This window comes from Salinigranum rubrum (genome assembly GCF_002906575.1).
Lineage (GTDB): Archaea > Halobacteriota > Halobacteria > Halobacteriales > Haloferacaceae > Salinigranum > Salinigranum rubrum.
On record NZ_CP026309.1, the window covers coordinates 644212 to 666261 of the forward strand.

At 66.7% G+C, this 22050-nt stretch carries 18 protein-coding genes and 1 pseudogene; 8 read left to right on the forward strand and 11 right to left on the reverse strand.

What is annotated here, in order from left to right; all coding sequences use genetic code 11:
* Positions 1 to 75: 75 nt before the first annotated feature.
* Positions 76 to 1098 carry an aldo/keto reductase gene (locus C2R22_RS03125; protein ID WP_103424449.1) on the reverse strand — a complete coding sequence of 341 codons (1023 nt, stop codon included), beginning with the start codon at positions 1096 to 1098 and terminating at the stop codon, positions 76 to 78.
* A gap of 164 nt (positions 1099 to 1262) precedes the next feature.
* Between C2R22_RS03125 and C2R22_RS03130 the strand changes: the two genes are divergently transcribed.
* Positions 1263 to 1883, forward strand: a complete 621-nt coding sequence (locus C2R22_RS03130; protein WP_103424451.1) for a GTPase — start codon at positions 1263 to 1265, stop codon at positions 1881 to 1883.
* A gap of 6 nt (positions 1884 to 1889) precedes the next feature.
* Here the strand turns inward: C2R22_RS03130 and C2R22_RS03135 are convergent, their stop codons facing one another.
* Both C2R22_RS03135 and C2R22_RS03140 read right to left on the reverse strand, forming a co-directional pair.
* On the reverse strand, positions 1890 to 2771 hold the full coding sequence (locus C2R22_RS03135) for a PH domain-containing protein (RefSeq protein ID WP_103424453.1): 882 nt from the start codon (positions 2769 to 2771) through the stop codon (positions 1890 to 1892).
* On the reverse strand, positions 2768 to 4204 hold the full coding sequence (locus tag C2R22_RS03140) for a CARDB domain-containing protein (protein ID WP_103424455.1): 1437 nt from the start codon (positions 4202 to 4204) through the stop codon (positions 2768 to 2770). The genes C2R22_RS03135 and C2R22_RS03140 overlap by 4 nt, the downstream gene beginning before the upstream one ends.
* Positions 4205 to 4391: 187 nt before the next feature.
* On the opposite strand from C2R22_RS03140, the gene C2R22_RS03145 reads away from it, so the two are divergent.
* Together C2R22_RS03145 and C2R22_RS03150 are read left to right on the forward strand one after the other, a co-directional pair.
* On the forward strand, positions 4392 to 5219 hold the full coding sequence (locus C2R22_RS03145) for an alpha/beta fold hydrolase (RefSeq protein WP_103424457.1): 828 nt from the start codon (positions 4392 to 4394) through the stop codon (positions 5217 to 5219).
* A 90-nt stretch (positions 5220 to 5309) separates the two neighbouring features.
* Positions 5310 to 5534, forward strand: a complete 225-nt coding sequence (locus tag C2R22_RS03150; protein WP_103424459.1) for a hypothetical protein — start codon at positions 5310 to 5312, stop codon at positions 5532 to 5534.
* A gap of 27 nt (positions 5535 to 5561) precedes the next feature.
* On the opposite strand, the gene C2R22_RS03155 is transcribed toward C2R22_RS03150, so the two are convergent.
* Positions 5562 to 6680, reverse strand: a complete 1119-nt coding sequence (locus tag C2R22_RS03155) for an MFS transporter (RefSeq protein WP_103427549.1) — start codon at positions 6678 to 6680, stop codon at positions 5562 to 5564.
* Positions 6681 to 6998: 318 nt separating this feature from the next.
* On the opposite strand from C2R22_RS03155, the gene gfcR reads away from it, so the two are divergent.
* Positions 6999 to 7652, forward strand: coding sequence for a transcriptional regulator GfcR (gfcR, locus tag C2R22_RS03160; protein WP_103427550.1), 654 nt, complete (start codon positions 6999 to 7001; stop codon positions 7650 to 7652).
* A 91-nt stretch (positions 7653 to 7743) separates the two neighbouring features.
* On the opposite strand, the gene C2R22_RS03165 is transcribed toward gfcR, so the two are convergent.
* Positions 7744 to 9267: a substrate-binding domain-containing protein gene (locus C2R22_RS03165; RefSeq protein WP_103424461.1), complete on the reverse strand. Its 1524-nt coding sequence runs from the start codon at positions 9265 to 9267 to the stop codon at positions 7744 to 7746.
* On the reverse strand, positions 9264 to 11027 hold the full coding sequence (locus C2R22_RS03170; protein WP_103424463.1) for a glycoside hydrolase family 13 protein: 1764 nt from the start codon (positions 11025 to 11027) through the stop codon (positions 9264 to 9266). Before C2R22_RS03170 ends, C2R22_RS03165 begins: the two co-directional genes overlap by 4 nt.
* Before the next feature lie 387 nt (positions 11028 to 11414).
* Between C2R22_RS03170 and C2R22_RS03175 the strand changes: the two genes are divergently transcribed.
* Both C2R22_RS03175 and C2R22_RS03180 read left to right on the forward strand, forming a co-directional pair.
* Positions 11415 to 12479: a TrmB family transcriptional regulator gene (locus tag C2R22_RS03175; RefSeq protein ID WP_103424465.1), complete on the forward strand. Its 1065-nt coding sequence runs from the start codon at positions 11415 to 11417 to the stop codon at positions 12477 to 12479.
* Between the two features lie 348 nt (positions 12480 to 12827).
* A complete protein-coding gene (locus C2R22_RS03180) occupies positions 12828 to 13622 on the forward strand; it encodes a CBS domain-containing protein (RefSeq protein WP_103424466.1) in 795 nt (264 codons plus the stop codon).
* A gap of 64 nt (positions 13623 to 13686) precedes the next feature.
* On the opposite strand, the gene C2R22_RS03185 is transcribed toward C2R22_RS03180, so the two are convergent.
* From C2R22_RS03185 to C2R22_RS03195, 3 genes are all read right to left on the reverse strand, one after another.
* On the reverse strand, positions 13687 to 15384 hold the full coding sequence (locus tag C2R22_RS03185) for a glycoside hydrolase family 13 protein (protein ID WP_103424467.1): 1698 nt from the start codon (positions 15382 to 15384) through the stop codon (positions 13687 to 13689).
* Between the two features lie 600 nt (positions 15385 to 15984).
* Entirely contained in the window at positions 15985 to 16737 is a 753-nt protein-coding gene (locus tag C2R22_RS03190; protein ID WP_103424468.1) for a DUF7260 family protein, read from the reverse strand.
* 101 nt (positions 16738 to 16838) lie between these two features.
* Positions 16839 to 17795 carry a succinylglutamate desuccinylase/aspartoacylase family protein gene (locus C2R22_RS03195; protein WP_103424469.1) on the reverse strand — a complete coding sequence of 319 codons (957 nt, stop codon included), beginning with the start codon at positions 17793 to 17795 and terminating at the stop codon, positions 16839 to 16841.
* Between the two features lie 205 nt (positions 17796 to 18000).
* Between C2R22_RS03195 and C2R22_RS27250 the strand changes: the two are divergent.
* Positions 18001 to 18837 (forward strand): annotated as a pseudogene (locus C2R22_RS27250) (FAD-dependent oxidoreductase); the annotation flags it as partial.
* A 98-nt stretch (positions 18838 to 18935) separates the two neighbouring features.
* Positions 18936 to 19361, forward strand: coding sequence for an FAD-binding protein (locus C2R22_RS27255; RefSeq protein WP_343125783.1), 426 nt, complete (start codon positions 18936 to 18938; stop codon positions 19359 to 19361).
* A 35-nt stretch (positions 19362 to 19396) separates the two neighbouring features.
* Here C2R22_RS27255 and C2R22_RS03205 read toward each other — a convergent pair whose 3' ends face one another.
* Positions 19397 to 20023: an MBL fold metallo-hydrolase gene (locus C2R22_RS03205; RefSeq protein WP_103424470.1), complete on the reverse strand. Its 627-nt coding sequence runs from the start codon at positions 20021 to 20023 to the stop codon at positions 19397 to 19399.
* A gap of 136 nt (positions 20024 to 20159) precedes the next feature.
* A complete protein-coding gene (locus C2R22_RS03210) occupies positions 20160 to 21812 on the reverse strand; it encodes an aldehyde ferredoxin oxidoreductase family protein (protein ID WP_103424471.1) in 1653 nt (550 codons plus the stop codon).
* Positions 21813 to 22050: the final 238 nt, after the last annotated feature.

The following is a 22050-nucleotide window of genomic DNA, read 5'->3' on the forward strand; positions in this document are numbered from 1 at the left end:
CGTGTGAGAATAAACGTTGATTGGGTCACGCTAACACGACCGGCGGAGAGGGCCGGGTCGTCCGGGGGACGCGGCTCACTCGGTGTACGGGTCGATGCTGTCCTTGGTCCCTCCGAACATGACTCGCTCGATGGTCTCGTCGGCGAGGAAGTCGTGGGGGAATCCCAGTTCGACCGCGCTGACCTCGTCCAGTCGCCTGCGGTGGTCACCGTCCAGCGTGAGGTCGAGGCTCGTGAGGTTGTCCCGCAACTGTTCGAGGCTCGTCGCCCCGAGGATGGGAAGCTGTTGTCCCGGTTGCTGGCGTACCCACGCCAGGACGACCTGTGCGGGCGAGACGTCGAGTTCCTCGGCGACTGCGACCACCTCTCGGGTGATCTCGTGTTGTCTCTCGGTGATCTCTCGATCCGTGGTGGTGGCACGACCCTCTCCTCCATCGAGGTACTTGCCCGTCAGCACCCCGCCGTCGAGCGCTCCCCAGACGCACACACCGAGGTCGAACGCCCGGGCCATCGGGAGCAGTTCGCGTTCGGGCGTCCGCTCGGTGAGGGTGTACTTGATCTGTATCGCCGAGAGGGGCGCCCAGTCGCGTTCGAGGGCGAGTTGCTGTGCCCGGGCGACCACCCACGCCGGCGTGTCCGAGAAGCCGACGTAGTGGACTTTCCCCCGAGAGACGAGGTCGTCGAGGCCCCGCATCACCTCCTCGATTGGCGTCAGGCCGTCCCACGCGTGGACCCACAGCAGGTCGATGTAGTCGGTTTTCAATCGAGCGAGCGAGGCGTCGACCGCCTGCATCATGTTCTTGCGGTGGTTTCCACAGCCGTTCGGGTCGCCCTCGCGGGTGCTGAGGGTGTACTTCGTCGCGAGGACGCACTCCTCCCGCCGACCGTCGAGGAGGTCGCCGACGATTTCCTCTGCCGTCCCGTTCGTGTAGTTGTTCGCCGTATCGACGACGTTCCCGCCGGCCTCGACGTACGCTTCGAACATCTCCGCGCACGCCTCCCGCCCGGCGCCCCAGCCCCAGTCCTCGCCGAACGTCATCGTCCCGAGCGCGAGTTCGCTCACCCGCAGGCCGCTGTTCCCCAGTAGCGTGTATCGCATGCGTGAGAGAGGTCGCCAGCGAGCAAAACGGTGCGTGTCGTCTCCGGGGTCGACGTGGGTCGGCTGCGCCGCTCCCACCCCGTGTCGGCCGTGTGTCTGACGGGAGTTCAAGTACCGGTGGGCGGTAGCTCCCCGCACGCGTCCCCGGAGAGACACGACAGACGATGGGCATCCTCACACGACTCAGATCCTTCCTGTTTCCGGACTCGGCACCGGCGGTTATCGGCCTGTACGGCCCGCCGAACGCCGGAAAGACGACGCTCGCGAACTGTATCGCCGCCGACTGGGCCGACGTGTCCGTCGGCGAGGCGAGCGAGGTCCCCCACGAGACCCAGCGCGCCCAGCGCGCCGACGGCATCGAGATAGACCACGAGGAGGGGAGCGTCACCGTCAGCGTCGTCGACACGCCCGGCGTCGCGACGGAAGTCGACCACGCCGCCTTCTTCGAACACGGCCTCGACGAGGCCGACGCACAGGCGCGCGCTCGCGGGGCGACCCGCGGCATCGGCGAGTCGATGCGCGTCCTCCGCGAGGAGGTCGGGGGCGTCATCTACGTCCTCGATTCGACGGGGGACCCCCGCGCGCAGGTCAACGACATGCTCCTCGGCATCGTCGAGGACCAGGGACTCCCGCTCGTCCTCGTCGCCAACAAGGTTGACCACGATGACGCCGACGCCGATGCGGTGGCCGAGGCGTTCCCGCACTACGACGTCGTCCCCGTCTCGGGGCTCACCGGCGAGAACACCGAGGCGCTCTATACGGCCATCGCGGAACGGTTCGGCTGAGGCGTTTCAGTCGGACGACTGCTCGTCCGTCTCCGACGGTTCCTCCGATTTCCGTCCCGGGAGGCCGGTCAGCGCGGTGGGCGGGTCCGACGGCAGTTTTCCACCGCCGCCGCCGACGTCGACGACGACCCCGTCGGCGGGGGTGGTCTCGGGTCGCTGCTGTCGGTCCGCCTCGTCGGTCGCGTCGGGTTCGGCGGACTCCGTGGTCGGCTTCTCGTCGACGCGCCCGAGTCGGTCACGGATCACGTCGGCGAACTCGTCCGGGTCGTACACCGACCGAACCGTGACCGACAGGTCACCGCTCGCGCCCGCCCGGACGGAGACGCTCCCGAGTCCGAACAGGGCGTCCCACGCCGACTGCCGCTCCTCGACGGCGCGCACCTTGTCGAGCGGCACCTCCGTGCGGACCAGCGACAGGAACCGGTACTCCTCCAGCATCCGCTTGTTCGTGACGAGGTAGGTCGTGAGCGTGTTCCGCCAGTACTGGTGGAGGCCCGTCGACAGCAGGTACAGTCCGACCGCGAGCGCGACGGTCGGGTAGACGAGCGGGTGGTCGGTGGCGTACAGCAGGGACAGCCCCGCGCCGAGGAACGGCACCCCGGCGAGCGCCTTCGCGAGCGCGCTCCGCTGGGCGGGGTTGCGGTCGTCGACGACCCACTCGTCCGCTCGCATCGTCGGTCGGTCCGGCATCGCGACGAACTGGACGTACGCGCCGAACCCGGCGACGAACAGGCCGAAGACGGCCAGCGCGACACCGGCGGTGGGTGGAACCGTGGGCTGGTTCGCCGTCAGCGGGTACCGCGTCTGAAGCGCGACGAGATACGCCCCGACGGCGACGAACGGGAGGCCGAAGAGCGAACTCCAGACGGCGGGGAGACCGCGCGTCATCGTCGCCCCCGGTACATCTCGTAGACGATGCCGAACCCCGAGAGGAACACCCCGAGGAGCGTGAGCGACACCTCGCCGAAGGGGCTGCCGCCGCACTCGCTGAAGAACCCACGCTGGCAGGTCGCATCGCCCTCGCCCCCGTCGGTCGTCGGTGACGGCGTCGGGGCCGCGGGCGACGGCGACTGTGTGGGCGCGGGAGCCGTCGACGTCACGGTGAACGTCGGCGGCGGCGTGGTCGGCGTCCGCGTCGGGGCGTGGACGGTTACGGGTCGCGTCACGAGCGCCGCGTCGCCGACGCGGACGCTGTGTGTCGTCCGCTGTGCCGACAGCGGGACGGCCGCGCGCTCGACGTCGTCGTACGGCACGCGGAAGCTGACCGTCCGCTGCTCGCCGATGGGGACGCGGACCCACTCGGTTTCGACGACCGAGCCGTCGACCCAGTAGGCCACCTGTCCCTCGAAGTGGGCCGTGTCGACGTTTCGAACGGTCAGGTTCACGGTGTGTGAGTCGCCGGGCCGGACGTCGTCGGCCGCCTCGAACGACTCGACCGCCAGCGACGACGCGTCGGCGTGCGGTCGCTCGACGACGCGGACGGCACCGCCGGAACGGTCGCCGCCGGTGACGACGGCGTGGTCGTACGTCGTCTCGTTGGCTACCGTCCCGACCGCCGCTTCGACGTCCGCGAGGCGGATCTGAAAGGCGACCTGTCTGGTGTCGTTCCCCGAGACGGTGACCGCCTTCTCGGCGACGTGTTGCCCGGCGAACGCGTACGCCACCCGCCGCGTGACGGCGACGTCGCCGGGATTTTCGACCGTCGCGAGGACGAGGTACGGTTCGCCGTGTGAGACTTCGGTCGGCGCCTCGATTCGTTCGACGGTGAAGTCGACGTCGGGCGTCACCCGGAGTCGGGTCGCGATGCCGGCCCCCGACTCGTTCCGGACGCCGTGGACGTGGGTCCCGGCTTCGACCGAGTCGTGAACCGCGCTGATCTCGTCGGCGGTAACGGTGACGGTGAGGAGCGTCGTCGCCCCCGCGTCGAGCGTCGCGGTTCTCGTCGCGACGGTCTCGCCGTCGAACGAGTAGCGGAGCGTCTCGGTGCCGCGCGCCGTCCCGTGGTTCGTGACCGCGGCCGTGACGGTCACGTTGTCGCCGACGCGGACGCGCGACGCCGCCGACAGGTTCGAGACGACGAACGCCGACTCGCCCGGCGTCGTGGTCGGGCGCTGTGTCGTGCGGTCGGTCGTCTCCGTCCCGTCCGACTGCGTTTCGTTCGACTGCGGTTCCGCCGTCGTGTCGGCCTCCGTCCCGTCGGGGCTGGACTCGGACTGTGCTGTCACGGACTCTCCGGCCACCGGCGTGACCGCAACCGTGACCAGCACGAACGCGAGCGCCACCGCGACGACGAGGGAGGGCCAGTCGTTGCTGGAACGCATATCCGACCGGTTCCGCGGACCCCACATAAGGACGAGGTGCCCCGTATCAGACGTGATATCATCAAATTGATAAATTTGGAGAATGTGATCTATACTTGTATTTCCCGACCCATCGAACGTTCCTCCTGCCTCCTCTGGTCCGCGAAGCACAGGAGCTATTGCCGTGGTGGGAGGCGGTCGACACGTCGTGCCCTCCACCACGCTCCACGACTCGCTGACGACCGAGAAGCACCGTCTCCCCGACGGTCGGACGCTGGCGTACACGCTCTGTGGCGACCCCGACGGCGCACCGGTGCTCGTTCATCACGGCACACCCGGTTCGCGCCTGTTCGCGGCACTGCTGGACGGCGCTGCCCGCGACGTCGGAGCGCGACTCGTTGTTCCGGACCGCCCCGGCTACGGTCGGTCGTCGCCGCCGCCGACTGACTGGGACTGGTCGGACTGGCGGGCCGACTGCACGGCCCTCCTCGCGGCCGACTCGCTCGACGACGTCTCGACGCTCGGCTTCTCGGGCGGCGGCCCGTTCGCGCTCGCCTGCGCCCGGAGCGACCGGGTGACGCGGGTCGGCCTCGTCGGTGCGGTCGTCCCCCCGTTCGAGGGCGGCCTCGCGACGCTCGCACGGGTGCCGTTCGCGCTCCGAGCGCTCTTCGGCCTCTCGACTCTGCTCGCGTCGGCCGTCGGCCCGAGCGTCGTCGTCGGGCAGTACACCGACCGCGACGTCGACGACGCCGTCGCCGAAGCAGTCGCCGCCGACTTCGACGAGGCGCTCGACCAGGGAGCGCGTGCACCCGCCCGCGAGAATCGCCTGTTCGCCGTCGGCAGGATAGAAGCGCCACGGGACGTTCCGCTCCGTGCGTGGCACGGGTCGCGGGACGAAAACGCTCCTCTCGACCCTGTCGAGCGTCTCGTCCGCGACGTGGACGGAGCGCTGCGGACGCTCGACGCGGACCACCTCGGGACCCTCCTCGACTGTCGCCGCGAGGCGCTGCGGTGGCTCGTCGGCGACGAGGGCTGAGACGGACGATGCGGCCGCTTCGGCGGACGATGCGCCCGCGCGGGTGGCCCGGCGTCGGAGTTATATATGGTATGTGGTGTCTAGTATCACATGGCCCAGATACACACCTCGGGGGACGTGGAACTGGGAGCGAACGGTGCGCCCCTGTGTGACTGTGGGGCCGAGATGGAGCCGTTCATCTCCGGGTCGCGACGGACGGGCGGGCTGTTCAGTCCGCACGTCGAGTACCGGCTCTTCACCTGTCCGCAGTGCGGCGACGGCTGTCGACTCGAACGCGCACAGGGCGAGACGGAGTGGCACCCGTTGACCCGCTGACCCGGGCGCTTCTCGACGCCACCGTTCTCAGTGCCACACGAGGAGCGCCGCCACGAGGAGACAGGCCGCGAGGCTCCCGAACGCGGCGGCGTAGCCGACGGCGGTAGCGACGATGCCGACGTACGCGGGGCCGACGGCGCTCGCCCCGAGGAAGAGCGCCCGTGCCGCGCCGAGGTCCGCGCCCATTCCCCCGTCGGGCGCCGCGTCCATGACGATGGCGTCGGCGAGGGGGAACTGCGTCTTGTAGCCGACCGCGAGGACGAGCGTACTCGCCCAGATCAGGAGAGCCGACTCGGCGACCACGAGCACGACCAGCGCGAGCGCCGCCGCCCCCATGCCGGCGGCGGCGACGTCCTGTCGGTGGAAGCGGTCCGAGAGGTCGCCCGCCAGCGGCTTGATGCCGAAGCCGACGACGAACACGACGGCGAACGCCACGGAGGCGAGGCTCTCGGTGAACCCCTTCGACCCGGCGAGGTAGGTGGGGAAGAACGTGATGAAGCCGCCGACCATGAAGTAAAAGAGGGCGTACGCGGTGAGCGTCCGACGCTGGCCGCTCGACGCGACCAGTCGCCGGACCGTCGTCCCCAGTTCGAGGTCGGCACGCTCCACCTGATAGGGCTCGTCCGACCACCACACGAAGAGGAGGGTGAGCAGGGCGAGCGCGACGGCAATCGGCAGGAAGGGAGCGCGCCACGTCGCCGACGAGAGAACGACCACCGCGACCCCCGATGCGACGAGTCCGCCGGCGTCGGTTCCTGCCGCGTAAACGCCGAGTGCTCGTCCGCGGCGCTCGACGTAGCGGTCCGACACCAGCGCCCGCGAGGGGATGGCGAAGAGCCCCTTCCCGAGACCGACGACGACCGCCGCGGCGACGAACGGCAGGTACGACGAGGCCGTCCCGAACAGCAGGAAGCCGACGACGAGGACCGCGAGGCCCGGAACGATGAGCGTCGTGCGGGTCCACTGGTCGGAGAGCCGTCCGCTCGGGTACTGTGCGACGGCGTAGACGCCGCCGAGCGCGGTGAACGCGAGGCCCGCCGTCGCCTCCGTGATTCCGAGGTCGGCGATGATGGTCGGGAGGAGCGGCGAGAGGACGAACCGACCCCCCTGGATGATCGCCCACCCCACCGAAAGCGTGACCAGCAGGCGACCGGCCTGGCCGCTTGTCAGGCGCTCCGTCCGTTGTGACCCCCGGGTTCGACCGTCCACACGCTCGCTTCGGAGGGGCGGGGGTTTGAGTCTGTGTATTCTCGTCGACTCGTGCGCGCTCGGACGCCCACGCCCGTCCGCTTCGTCCACGTGTCACGCAGGCCCGTCGCCCGTGATGATTATATTTCTGTATTATAAATCAGAAACAATCATATTCGATAGTATTTAGTCACAAGCGTCCGAACGATTGTGATAACCCATGTCGACTGTCGACGCGCGGACGGCCGCGTCGCGGTCACGAGGACGGTGGTACCCATGATGAACGTCAACGAACTCATCGAGGCTGCGGGATCACTCGCCGCGAGCGGCGCCTCCCACGGCGAGATTTCCGACGAACTGAACGTCTCTCGCGACACGGCGTCGTGGCTCGTCAGGAAGAGCGAACCGGAGACGCTGTCGCGGACCGACCGCCCGAGGACCGGGCCACGGAGCGCCGGCTACCGTCCGCAGGACGTCCACGTCGACTGGAGCGCCATCGGTCGCAAGAGCGCGCGACTCGACCACGTCGGTGCGGCGCTGGCCGACCTCCTCTCGACCGTCGAGCGGGAGGCCGACCTCACCGTCGGTATCGAGAAGGCCGGCGCGTCACTCGCGACGGTCGTCTCGCGCGTCCTCGACACCGACCTCGGGTCGTACGCGCCCGCGAAGCACCAGTGGGAGGCGGGCGACATCGCCGACCTCGACGGGTCGTTCTCGCAGAACTTCGCCCCCGTCGACGGCGCCGACTGCTACGTCGTCGACGACACCATCACCTCCGGGACGACGATGACGGAGACCGTCGAGGCCATTCGGGAGGAGGGCGGTAACCCCGTCGCCTGCGCGGTGCTCGTCGACAAGCAGGGCGTCGAAGCAATCGACGGCGTCCCGGTCTACTCGCTCGTCAACGTCGTCCGCGTCGGCGACGAGTGACAGCCGCTTTTCGGAGTCGCCGTTCTCCCGTTCTCGGTCGCGTTCGTCTCTATCGTCTCCCGCGAGAACTGAAACCGTGTTTCCAGCCGACTCAGGCCGACTCCTCGGTCCCTTCCAGTTCCTCTTTCAGCCGCGTCATCGCCTCCTGTGGCGTCCGTTCCTGGGCGTAGCTCTCGTTGACGCGTCTGGCGATGCGGATCGACTGGGTGGGCCAGATGGTCGTCACCGGCCGTGGGATGGCGTTCTCCCCGGCGATGCGCAGTTGCTCCATGTACCGGCCGTACGGTGCGACCTCCCGGGCGCGGTCGGAGCCGAACAGATCGGTCCTGGGCGGCGTGTATCCGAGCAGGTCGAACATCTCGAGTTGGAACTCCGGCTCCATCATCGTCCGCATCACCTGCACGGCCGCGGACTTGTTCTGTGAGTTCGGGTTCAAGGCGTTGTGCCAGCCGCCCAGTGCCGCCACCGGCCCGCCCGTCATCGGGTACTCCGCCTCGTCGGCGGTGACGCCGTACGGGATGGGCATGACGCCGAGGTCCTCGCCGAAGGCGTCCTCCGCGCCGTTGATGCCGATGGAGTACGGCCAGTTGCGGTGCATGATGGCGTCGCCGTTGGTGAACGGCTTGCGCGAGGACTCTTCGGTCCACTGCAGGACGGCCTCGGGCGCGATGTTGCCCGCGAAGTCGCCGCCGATTCCCTCGGGGTCGTCCTCGCCGTGGATGAACGTCCGAACCATCCGAATGGAGTCGACGACCGGCTGTTCGTCGACCGTCACCGGCCGGTCGCCGATGGGACCGAACAGGTACTGGGAGGGGTCGCCGAAGTACGCGCCGCCCCACGAGGTCATGAACTCGTTGAAGTCACAGCACGACAGCCCCTCGTAGGCGTTCGCCTGGAACGAGAAGCCGTACTGGACGTCGGGATTGGCCTCCATCGCCTGTTTCGTGACCTGCGAGAACTCCGCCCACGACATCGATTCGGTCGCCCAGGTCTGGAAGTCCGAGTCGCCGTACCCGGCCTCGCGGAGCAGGTCCTTGCGGTACTGTATCGTCGGGAAGTCCGGAAAGAGCGGCACCCCGTACAGGTCGCCCGTCTCGGGGTGGGAGGCCGTCTGGACGGAGGCGCTGAAGTAGTTCTCTTCGACGTCGGTCAGCATCTCCTCGGGCAGGACGTTCGAGAGGTTCGCCAACTGCTCGCGGAGGATGAAGGGGATGGTCCATCCGCTGTCGAACTGGAGCAGGTCGGGGGTCTCCCGCCCCGACGAGAGCCACTGGGTGTACCGCGACTGCCGGTTGTCCGTGAGATTCGACCCCGCGAGCATCTCGAGTTCGATGTTCTCCGAGAGGCCCGCACTGCGGAGTGCCGCTACCACCTCGTCTCTCCGGTTCTTCTCGCGCGGGCCGACCGCCCACGAGACGGTGACTTCCTCCGTCGGTTCGCTGGTGTCGATCGGTTCCTCAGTGCTGTCACCGGAGGAACCGCTCGATCCGCCGCCGGTGCTGACACACCCGGCGAGGCCGACTGCCGTCGCCGACGCGCCCGCCGCTTTGACGAACTGCCGCCGCGAGACTGACTTGGTGCTGTTCTTCGGTGTACTGCTGTCGCTGTGGTTCATGTGTCGTGGTTGCCTTCTGTGTGTTCTGTCGTCCGATTCGTCCGCACTGTGGGGTCGGTCGCAGTCGACCCGCGGAGTCGGTACACGACCGCCTCGTAGGGTCGGAACTCGCGTCCGACAGGGGTCGTCGGGACGTTCGCGTAGTTGCCGACGAGCACGTCCGCGTCGTCCGTGTCGAGGTTCGTCTCGAAGCGAGCGGTCCGCTCCGACCAGTTGAGGACGACAAGCACCGTCTCGTCTTCGAGGGAGCGCGTGTACGCGTACAGTTGCTCGTCGTCGGGGACGAGGAGGTCGTAGTCGCCGTAGACGAGCGTCTCCTCGTCCTGGCGGAGGCCGATGAGACGCCGGTAGTGGTGCCAGACGGACGCTTCGTCCGCTACCGCCCGCTCGACGTTCACCTCGGGGTAGTTCTCGTTGACCGCGAACCACGGGTCGCCGTCGGTGAATTCGGCGTTGGGACTCGAAGTCCACTGCATCGGCGTCCGTGCGTGGTCACGGCTCCGGTAGTTGACGAACTCGCGCACCTCCTCGTAGGACGATATCTCGCCGGTGGCGAGCAGTTCCTCGACGATGCCGGTCGTCATCGGGTCGTCGAGTTCGTCCAGAGAGTCGAACTCGGCGTTCGTCATCCCGACCTCGTCGCCCTGGTAGAGGAACGGCGTTCCGCGCAGCGTCAACAGGAAGGTGGCGAGGAGTTTCGCGCTCTCAGTTCTGTACTCGTCGCTTCCGAACCGTGAGACGACCCGGGGAAGGTCGTGGTTGCCGAGGAACACCGCGTCCCACGACTCCGCCGCGAGTTCGTGCTGACAGCGGGTCACGAGTCGCTTGAACTCGGTGAGTTCCCACTCGCCCCACCCCTCACGGTCCCACGCACCGTTCGGTCCTTCGTCGACCGTCAGGTGGTTGAACTGGAACACCATGTCGAGGCTGCCTCCCGAGAGGAAGTCCGCGGCCTCGTCGACCGCCGTTCCTCCCATCTCGCCGACGGTCACGACGTCGTACTCCGAGAGCACGTCGTCGGACACCTCTTCGAGGTACGCCTGCAGGTTCGGTCCGTGCCGGTAGTGTTCGGCACCGACGAGCGGTCGGTCCGGGTCGCCGTCCGGGAGTCCCTCTCGTTTCGAGAGGAAGTTGATGGCGTCCATCCGGAAGCCGTCGATTCCCTTCTCCAGCCACCACCGCATCAACTCCTTCACGTCGGCCCGAACCGCGGGGTTCTGCCAGTTCAGGTCCGGCTGATTCTCGTCGAACAGGTGGAGATACCACGCGTCTCGCTCTTCGTCCCACGACCACGCAGGCCCCCCGAAGATGGACTCCCAGTTGTTCGGCGGTTCGTCCCTCTCACCCGCTTGCCAGATGTAGTAGTCCTCGTACCCGCCCTCGCGCCGCCGCGACTTCTGGAACCACTCGTGTTCGGCCGAGGTGTGGTTCACCACGAGGTCCATGATGAGCCGCATGTCTCTCGCGTGAAGCTCCCCGACCAGTTCCTCCCAGTCGGCCATCGTCCCGAACTCCTCGGCGATAGCGCGGTAATCACGAATGTCGTACCCGTTGTCCGCGTTCGGCGAGTCGTACACCGGACAGAGCCAGACGACGTCGACGCCAAGCGAGTCGAGGTACTCGACCTTCTCTGTGATACCCGGAAGGTCGCCTACCCCGTCACCGTTGCTGTCGTTGAAGCTTCGCGGGTAGATTTGGTAGGCGACCGCCTCCTTCCACCAGGTGCGTTCTTCCCGAGTCGCCGGAACTGCTCGACTCACCCCTCGTCACTCCTCACGGGCGTTCGCACCGTGTGTGTAGACGTTCCTGTGTCGTTCATCGTCGTGTCGGCTGAGCCCTCCTTTCGCCGTTTCTGTGTGTCGAGACCATCGGTGGGAGGCGAGGGCGTTCGGCCCTCGCGTGCCTCACACGACGGGAGCTATCCACTTAACTGTAAAAATATTAAACAAGAGATTTAATAACTTTCTCAACGAGGTCGAAAACGCCATGCGACGGGAGATCAGAGACGGCTGTATTCGTACAACTCGCGGTTTAACGGCGTCGTGTCCGGGGCGACTCGCCGACGGTCCACTCGTTCGGATGTCGCCGCGCGCGGCACGAGTGAGCGACACGAACTATGAGTACGGACGTCCAACAGCGGTGCATCGATGACGGGCCCCGAGAAGCCGGACGACGCGACGCTCAGAGCGGAGTTGAGTCTCTTCGGGCTCTCCGACGCGGAGATAGACACGTACCTCGCCTTGCTTCCCCGGGGTGAGGCGACGACTCGGACGGTCGCCGAGGACGCCGGCGTCACCCAACAGGCGGTCTACAACATCGCCGACCGCCTCGAACGGCGCGGGCTCGTCCGGGTGAGGGAGTACGCCTCGCCGAAGACGATCCGTGCGATTCCCCCGCGCGAGGCGATCGAGTCGCTCTCCGAGCGGCTCGAATCGCTCACGCCGTCCCTCGAAGACCGGTTCGATGCGACCACCCCACGAGAGCCGGAGATTCAGATCGTGAAGTCCCGGGAGACGGCGCGGAAGCGACTTCACGACGCTGTCGCGGGAGCCGAACGGGAGGTCTTCGTCGCCGTCCCCGAGAACGTCTTCCCCGATATCGAGTCGGTCCTCCGGGCCGCTGTCGACCGCGACCTGCTCGTCTTCTTGTTGCTGGGCGAAGCGGACGCCAGCGAGGACTCCGAGGCGAACGAGCAGCGGTTCGCCGGCGTCGCGGACGTCGTTCGCGTCTGGGACGCGGGCCTCCCGTTCGTCTACGCCGTCGACGACGCGTCGGCGATGATCGGCGATCCGGACTTCCTCTCGGGTCCACACGATGACAAGCAGGCCGTGACCGTCTCACAGCACCACCTCACCGGCTCCGTCCACGGGATGTACCTCAGCGCTTACTGGCCGGCCTCGACCGAGGTGTACGTGACAGACCCCGATGCACTCCCCAAGTCGTTCGACTGGTTTCGTCAGGCCGTCCTCCACGCCTTACTGCATCGTCAGCAGGGGACGGACCTCTGGGCGGACGTCACGACCCAGGGCGGCGAGGAGGTCTCCGGGTCGGTGTGTCGCGTCAAACAGGCGTTCGTCGAGCCATCGACCAACGACTACACGCTGGAGACGAGCATCGTCCTCGACACCGACGACGGCGAGGTGAGTTTCGGCGGGCCGGGCGCGTTCATCGAGGACTACGAGGCCGACACGGTGACGCTCCGGACCGCGTGATGTCGATGGGGACGCCGAACCGTCGGTCACGGCTCCGCTCTCGTCTCGGTCGGGACTGTCGACGACCGTGACCGCCAGCGTGTTCGAACCGCTCGTCGTGTTCGAGGTGTCCGACTGCGGCCATCGACCGGGCGTAATCGGTCAAATACGGTATCGAACACGGACATCCGCTCTCGTCGTTCGTTTTTGCTCGCCACGGCCGACTGTGTTCGGGAACGGTCCGTCGACGTTCGAGCGCCCTTCCGACGAGACGAACAGAAACGAACACGTTCGATAGTACTTAGTCACCACGAGTAGTGGCTGTGAACGAATCACTCCTATGACGAACGAGGATCGTCGATGACGCCGATGGAGTTCGACGAGGTTCCCGTCGAGACGTACATGACGACCGAGGTCGACACGGTCGGCCCGGACGCGTGGGTGACGGACGTCGTCGACCGCCTCAAGGGCGGGTCGCCGTACGGTGGCCTCCCGGTCGTCGACGAGGCGGACAGACTCCTCGGTTTCGTCGGGGCCATCGACCTCCTTGAGGTGTACGGCGCGAAGTCGGTCGCGGAGGTCATGACGCGGGAACTCGTCGTCGCCCGCCCGGAGATGACGGTGAAAGACGCGGCTCGCGTCATCTTCCGGACGGGCCACCAGTTCCTCCCGGTCGTCGACGACGCGGGCACGCTCTTGGGCATTTTCTCGAACGGCGACGCCGTCAGGAGTCAGATCGAGCGGACGACGCCCTCGAAGGTCCAGAGCACCCGCGAGATGCTCGAACGGACCCACGGCGTTTCGATCGGCGTCTCGGAACGAGCGGTCGACGTCGCGTCACTGATTCCGACCCAGCGGGAGGTCTACGGGGACGAACTCGAAGGACGCAAGTACGAACTACAGAACGGCCTCGCGGAGCCACTCATCGTCGTCTCGTACGGGCACGAGACGCTCCTCGTCGACGGCCACCACCGTGCGCTCGCCGCACAGCGACTCGGCATCGACCGGATGCCCGCGCACGTGCTCACCGTCTCACCCGACGAGATCACCGAACTGGGCCTCCGCAAGATGGCTCGTCTCGGCGGACTGGACTCGCTCGCCGACGTCGACGTCAACGACTACGTCCAGCACCCCCTCATCGAGAAGACGGAGCCGAGCGGGTAGTTCACGCGTCGAGGCGGTCGGTTCTCGTCGACCTGTCCCGAGCGATACCTACCGATGGCTCCCGTCAGAGCCGGTACACGGCCGCCTCGTACGGCCTGAACGCGCGCTCGGTCGGCGCTGACGGCGGGTCCGGGTAGGTACCGACAAGGGCCGTCGCGTCCGTGTCGTCGACCGCGTCGCCGGAAAAGCGGGTCGATTCGTCGGACCAGTTGAGCACGACGAGCACCGTCTCGTCGTCGAGGGAGCGCGTGTAGGCGTACACCTGCTCGTCGTCGGGGAGGAGGAGGTCGTACTCGCCGTAGACGAACACGTCGTTGTCGTGTCGCAGGTCGATCAGTTCTCGGTAGTGGTGCCAGATGGACGCCTCGTCCTCCAGTGCGGCCGCCACGTTGATCTCCGGATAGGTATCGTTGACCGCGAACCACGGCTCTCCGTCGGTGAAGCCCGCGTTGGGGCTCCCGTCCCACTGCATCGGCGTCCGCGCGTGGTCGCGGCTCGTGTAGTTGACCATGCCGCGAGCCTCGTCGAACGAGTCGATTTCGCCGTCGGCGATGAGGTCCTCCACGGCACCGATAGTCATCGGGTCGTCGAGTTCGTCGAGTCCGTCGAACTCCGCGTTCGTCATCCCGATTTCGTCGCCCTGGTAGAGATACGGCGTCCCGCCCACCGTCAACAGGAAGGTGGCGAGGAGTTTCGCGCTCTCAGCTCTGTACTCGTCGCTCCCGAACCGCGAGACGATACGCGGCTGATCGTGGTTCCCCAGATAGACCGCGTTCCATCCTCGCCCCCGAAGCCCGGTCTGCCACCGGCTCATAACCTCTTTGAACTCGACGAGGCTCCACTCGCCCCACCCCTCGGGGTCCCACCGTCCCCGCGGCCCCGCGTCGAGGTGCATGTGTTCGAAGTGGTAGATCATGTCCAGCCCCGCGCCGCCTTCGCCGAGGTACTCCGCAGCGAGGTCGACGGGAGTGGAATCCATCTCGGCGACGGTCATGACGTCGTACTCCGAGAGCACGTCGTCGTACAGTTCGCGGAGGTACTCGATGAGACGGGGACCGTGGTACGTGTGCTCGTTCCCGACGGGCCAGTCGTCGGGGTTTCCATCCGGAAGGCCATCGGCCTTCGAGAGGAAGTTGACGGCGTCCATCCGGAAGCCGTCGATGCCCTTCTCCAGCCACCACCGCATCAACTCCTTCACGTCGGCTCGAACCGCGGGGTTCCGCCAGTTCAGATCCGGCTGTTTCTCGTCGAACAGGTGGAGGTACCACGCCCCACGAACCTCGTCGAAGGTCCACGCCGACCCACCCATGAACGACCCCCAGTTGTTCGGCGGTTCGTCCCTCTCGCCCGCCTGCCAGATGTAGTAGTCCTCGTACTTCCCCTCCTGACGCCGCGACTTCTCGAACCACTCGTGCTCGTCGGAGGTGTGGTTCACCACGAGGTCCATGACGAGTTTGATGTCGCGGGCGTGGAGTTCGTCGAGCAATGTTTCCCAGTCGGCCATCGTCCCGAACTCGTCCATGATGGCCCGATAGTCGCGGATGTCGTACCCGTTGTCCGCGTTGGGCGAGTCGTACACGGGGCAGAGCCAGACGACGTCGACCCCCAGCGAGTCGAGGTACTCGACTTTCTCGACGATGCCTGGAAGGTCGCCCACTCCGTCCCCGTCCGAGTCGTTGAAGCTCCGCGGATAAATCTGGTAGACGACCGCCTCTTTCCACCACTCCTCGTCGATTTCTGTGTGTCGGCTCCGTTCGGTCATCGTCGTAGCCCCATCGTGAGTCGTTACCGTGGCCCCGCGCTACATCGGTGTTGCGGTGCGACGGGCTGGAATCGAGGCGGCGAGTCGAACTAGACACCACCAGACGTTTCTCCCCGTTCAGAATCACGGTTCGCATCTCGAAGTCGGGTCCGAACTGACTCGGGTGAGTCTCGAATAGTTGATATAATTACTCGGATTACGACACGTCGAGGACGGCCCGATAGAAGAGCCTCCGTTCGAGTCTCAGTCTCCTCCCTCCGACTCGGAAGACGGGGCACGTGTTCCGTGTCTGCCGGGGGTTTCGTCCGATCTGGCGTGTACTCTCTGCTTTCCCTCCGTGGTAGACGAATCACCATGTGAAACTCGTCTCCTGGTTCACATCTGTGTGGGTTTCTAGCGTTCGTCTCGCCCTCTATCGCGTCCCGTGGGGGGTTCCGACCGCCGTCGTCTCGACGGCTCAGAGTCGAGCGCTTCGATTCGTCTGGTCTCTCGAACTGTTGAAATATACAACTACTTTTATACACCAGATGGAGATAGAGCGAACTCGCTCGCCCGGTCTGACCTCGGCACGTTCGGTCGTCGCGGACGCAGCGACCGCCGTCAGCGGAGGCCGGCCCACAGCCCGAGTTCGGCCCGCTGGAGCCGACCGCACACCCCTGCGATGGCCGCCAAGCCGGGGTACCGCTTCACGTCGAGGTCGGCATACAGCGACGTCACGAGCGGTTCGTAGCGCCGTCGCGGTTGCCCGTGGAGATACGACTGGTGGGTTTCGAGGAGGCGTTCGAGGCGCGCGCGGGCGTCCCGCGCCTGCGTCCTCCGTCGGACGACCGTCTCTCGACCGTTCCGGACCGTGTCGATCCGATCCAGCACCGGGTTCAGCGCCCGGTCGAGTCGTTTCAGCTCCCTCGTCTCCTCGTGGACACGAGCGCGCGTCCGCTCGCGTATTCGGATCGAGCACCGACTCTCCTCGATCAACCGCGACCGGAGTTCGGGTGATTCCCGCCTCGTACCGGGAGCCAACACCAGTTCCACGAGGTCGGCGGAGAACTCGGCGGAGAGGCTCTCGGGGACCGTCGATTCGCCGTACACCTCCTGCCAGTGCGGCACCGCCAGTACGGTCTGGCGGTAGGCGGCACGTATCTCCCGGAAACAGGACGCCTCACCGGTGACAGCGGCGGTTCGTATCGCTGTGGGCTGTCTCGGGGTGGTGTCCGGACGTGCACCGGCGAACTCGAGGTTCCCGACGCGCCGGACGAACCGTTCGAACGCGGTCGCTTCGGCGGCGAGTCGCCGCTTCTCGGTTCGTGCGAGTGCGTGTGCGTCGGCGAGTATCGACGTGTGGAGTGAACACATGTACCGGACTGGTACACGAGAATCCCCGTGGCTCCCACAAAACTATTTCCCCGAACTCTCCGGGTCGCTGTGGACTGACTGTCGTTTCGGTGACCTCTCTTTCAGTACCGACTGATGCCGGTCCCGACGGAGCAGACGTACTCGCCCGTCGCCGCCTGTGGGAGCCGACGACTGCGCCAGAACACGCCGCCGGACGCCGCCGTCACCGTCGCTTTCGGCTCCCCGAACGGGGTCGTGACCTCGAACAGCGTGTCTCCGCGTCGGACCCGGTCGCCCAGTTCGACGGCGAAAGAGATCAGTCCCCCGGCCGGCGACGTGTAGTACTCGAACCCCGCGGCCTTCGTCTGGGGTTCGAGGTCGGCGTCCGCCCCGAGAAAGTCGTAGTACCGCAGGACGTTGAACACGCCTCGAACGCCGAGTCGGATGCTCGTCTCGTCCCACCCGACACAGCCGCCGAGTTCGGGGTCGACGGTCGGGATTCCGTCGTCGGGTGCGACGCGAGCGAGTTGTCCGCTCGGTCCCTTCATGTCGAGTATGTAGCCACACCCGAACACCTTGGCGAGTTCGAGACACGCGTCGTGGAGACGGTGGCGGCGGCCGCACCGAACCCGAACCTCGTTCAGCATTCGGCTGGTCGACCCCTGGTGGAGGTCGAGCACGAGGTCGGCCCGTTTCGCGACCTCGTAGGTCGCTGCGGAGATTCGCTCGCTCGAACTCCCGCTCTCGTGGCCGGGGTAGGTTCGGTTCGTCTTCACGCCGTCTATCGGGTTGCGGTGTTCGGCCACCTGAAAGCCGTGGTAGTTGACGATTCCGACGACGAGCACCGTCCCCGAGAGTTCCGCAGGGTCCAGACGCGGCACGACGCGCTGGACGACGCCGACCCCGTTCAGTTCGTCGCCGTCGCTGGCGGCCTGGATGTACAGCGTCTTGCCGGGCTTCTCGCCGTTGACGACGGCGACCGGGAGCCCGAACGCGCTCCCGTCCCGGGTTTCGCCGACCGCCAGACGGCCGGTGTCGACCTCTCCCGGACGGGCGCTCGCTGTCCCGATCGTGACCATACGTCACCGAGTGTGGGAGGGCGTAATAGGTGTTAGGTTTCGTCGACCCTCGTTCTGTCGGGCGATTCGGATCGTCCGGGCAGGAGTTGTTGGCCGGGCGCCCGCCAGTCGACGGTGACGGAACTATTAATATGACGGGGCAAAACGGGTTTCTCGACACGCCATGGACAGACTACGTTACGACGTCGTCGTCGTCGGCTGTGGGATGGCCGGCCTCTCCGCTGGGCTCCGCGCCGCCGAACTGGATCGGTCGGTCGCAATCTTGGAGAAATCGCCGAAGGAACACCGCGGCGGACAGACGAGGTTCAGCGAGTCGTTTCGCGTCCCCTCCGCGGAGACGGACCTCTCCGAGTGGGGCTACGAGTTCGCCATCGACGATTACACGCCGGACCAGTTCTACGAGGACGTGATGGACCGGACGAACGGCCGAGCCGACCCCGAACTCGTCCGAACGCTGGTCGAGAACGCGGCCCCGACGGTCGAGTGGCTCACCGCCGCCGGCATCGAGTGGGACATGGAGCCGCTCGCGACGGGCTACACCGTCGGGCGGACCTGGTTCGACGGCGAGCAGGGCGTCGCGGCGGTGATCGCCGCCGCGGAAGACGCGGGTGCCGAGGTGTTCTACGAGGCCGAGGCGCGGCGGCTGCGACGCGGAGACGACGGCGGCGTGACCGGACTCGTGGCCGATTGCGGCGACGACCGCGTCCGGTTCGACTGCGACGCGGTGGTCGTCGCCGCCGGCGGGTACGAATCGAGCCCGGAGAAGCGAGCGCGGTACTACGGCGCCGGCTACGACGACATGAAGGTCCGTGGGAGCCGGTACAACACCGGTGGCGCCATCGAGATGGCGCTCGACGCCGGCGCGAACGCCTGTGGCCAGTGGTCGGGGGCGCACATGGCGCTCATCGACGCGGCGTCCCCCGAGGTGGAAGGCGGCGCGAACCGCGTCGACGGCTACCAGTACGGGGTGATCCTCAACGTCGACGGCGAGCGGTTCGTCGACGAGGGTGAGGACGCTCGGGCGCACACGTACGCGAAGTTCGGCCGGCGGATCTTCGAGCAGCCGCGTCACCGGGCGTACGTCGTGCTGGACGCCCGCGGGGGGAACTCGCCCGTGCGACGGGACCCTCCGAACCCCACGTGGTCGACTCGCTCGACGAACTGGTCGCCGAACTCGACGTCGACGCCGAACGCGCCCTGGAAACGCTGCGCCGCTACGACGACGCCTGCGACCCCGACGAGTTCGACCCGCACGTCCTCGACGGGAACGCGACGACCGGGATTCGCCCGCCGAAGTCGAACTGGGCGATCGGTCTCAGAGAGCCGCCGTACTCCGCCTACGCGGTCACCGGCGGCATCACGTTCGCCTTCGGCGGCGTCGAGATCACACCCGGCGCGGAGGTCGTCGACACCCGTGGTCGCGTTATCCCTGGGCTGTACGCCGCGGGGAACTCGACCGGCGGGCTCTTCTACGACAACTACCCCGGCGGGACTGGGCTGATGAACGCGGCCGTCTTCGGAAAGGTCGCGGCCGAGCACGTGGACGACTACCTCGCGGCGCGGTGAGCGCGGCGCGAGACGACTTCCCCCGAGAGAGACCGTTACTTCCCCGGGAACTCGACGTACCGACCGACCTTCGCCCGCGCGTCCTCGGTGACCGACGACCCGTGGTAGACGAGGCCGACCTCGAACTCGTACGCCAAGAGCCGTTCGAGACTCTCCTCGGCGAGGTTCAGGTCCTGTGAGTAGACGGCCGGCGGGAGGTGGAAGTAGCCGGCTGGGAGTCCCCGCTGGTCCGCTCCCGAGAGGGCGTCGCCGAGCACCACGATTCCCGCGTCCTCGTCGATGAGACCGTGATTCTCGGGTTCGTGTCCGGGCAGGTGGATGGCGGTGAACCGGCCGATCCGGTCCCCGTCTCCGTACCGGTTGTCCGGTTCGTGTTCGGTCTCGACGTCGAGTCCCTCGGGAACCCACGTCTCCACGTCGAACGCCTCGACGACGTGGTCGAACCCGCCGATGTGGTCGCCGTCACCGTGGGTGATCACGACCCGTTCCGGCTTCACTCCGACCTCGGCGATTCCCTCGACGAGCGCGTCGGTGGTCCGTTCCAGTCCTGTATCGAACAGCGTCGGCGTCCCCGCCGTGAACAGGAACGCACGGAACCGCTTCCCCTCGGGTTCGTCCAGGCACGTGATGTCGTACACGTCTTCCACGATTTCGACAGGCATGTCACCGAGACTGTACCGCCTCCGACACGATAGTGGTATCGGCAGGACCGGGCTGCCGACCACACAAGCCGTCTGCTCGGGTCTCGTCCGACCTCAGTTCCGTTCGACTGGCGAACTGTCGTCGGTTCGCACCGCCTCACACCACGTTCTCGTCCGGCACGACACCGTCGGCCGTCCAGCCGCGGTAGGCGTAGTACTCGTCGAGAGCGCGCTCCAGTCCGTCGATCTCGTACGGGAGAACGTCGTCGCTCCGGTCGAACCCGCGCTGGTTGTTGAAGTGTCGTTCGAGTTCGACGACCGCTCGCCCGCGTTCGAGTAGTCGGTCGTACTCCGTCCCGAACAGTCGTTCGTAGCGTTCGTCGCTCATCGCGCCCCGTGAGAACTTACAGATCACCGCCGAGTCGTTCACGGCCTTCAGATCTTCGAGGTCGGCGACGATCGATGCTTTCCCGTCGAGCCCCTCCGGGTGTATCCGTCCCTCGTACTCCAGGTTGTGGATCTTCGAGTACATGTGGTCCGCGCCCCGGTTCGAGGTGGCGTAGCCGAGCGCGCGTCCGTGGAGCACGCGCCCGTCGTGGCCGGGGAACTCCAGCCCCTTCGACGTCCAGTTGGTCACGCCGAGCGTCTCGTGGGCCCGGTCGACGCCCTCCGCGAGCAGGTCGCCGACTCCCTCACGGCGGGCGATTTTCTCGACCAGGTCGTGGATCAGCGTCGAGTCGCCGAACCGCTCTTCGGACGCGAGGTACGCGCCGATAGTGACCCCGGCGCTGATGGTGTCGAGGCCGAGTTCGTCACACAGTTCGTTCGACTTCATCACGGAGACGACGTCGTCGACGAGGAGGTTGCTCCCGAACGAGAACACCGTCTCGTACTCGGGACCCTCCGTTTCGACGCCTCGCGCTTCGTCCCGCGTCGGGAGCTTACACGCGAACGCACACATCGAACACGTCCCGCGTCTGTACTTCTTCGACTCGACGGCCGCCCCGTTTATCCCCTCGACGCCTTCGTCGAACGACATCCGTTCGAAGTACTTCGTCGGCAGGGAGAACAGTTCGTTCTTGAGGTCGACGCCGCTCGTCGTCCCCTGTCGCTTCATGATGTGGTCTTCGGTCGCCGCCTGCCGGTGAATCTCGTCGGCGACGTCCCCGTCGGGAAGCGAGACGTCCACCTCTGCGTCGCCGGTGAACGAGACGGTCTTGACGTTCTTCGCCCCGAGCACCGCGCCGAGGCCGCCACGGCCGAACGCCCGCGAGTCGGAGGTCATCAGGGCGGCGTAGCGGACGCGGTTCTCGCCCGCCGGTCCGACCGTCACCAGGTGGTCTCCCCCGAAACCGTGGCGTTCCGTCATCGCCGCCGACGTCTCACTGACCGTAGCACCCGCGAGTTCGGGGACCGACTCGAAAGTCACCTCCTCGTCCGTCACGTGGACCGCGAGGAGTTCGTCGCTCTCGCCGACGATTTCGACGCACGGGTAGCCCGCCTCGACGAAGTTCCGCGACAGAAACCCCCCGGCGTTCGTCGACACCAGTCCGTCGGTCAGTGGAGAGACCGCCGTCGCGTTCATCCGTCCGGTGAAACTCATCCGCGAGGCCTGGAGCGGCCCCGTCGAGAGGTACACTCGGTTCGCCGCCCCCAGCGGGTCCGCGTCGAACGGGATCCGATCGTGTGCGAGTTTCACTGCGACGCCTCGACCGCCGATGAACGACCGTAACTCGTCGTCGATCCGTGTGGTTTCCCAGGTCCGCTCACCCACGTCTACGGTGAGCAGTTCCCCGGTAATTCGGAGCATCGCGACACGTACGAGCGTCCACCGGATAAACGTTCCCTGGGCCGTGTGTTCGAGTGCTGCCCGCCGTGTCGTCCCCACGAGTCGGACTCCGCTCCCCCACCCGAAAGGACTTAAAATTCACATATCATAGATAAGCTGCGAGAACGGCTCAGAACGCCGAATTCGACGCATATGGGGGCATCGATCGAAAATTTTTCGTCGTGACGGACACTCCGGTGCACGTGTCCGTCTGGTGAGG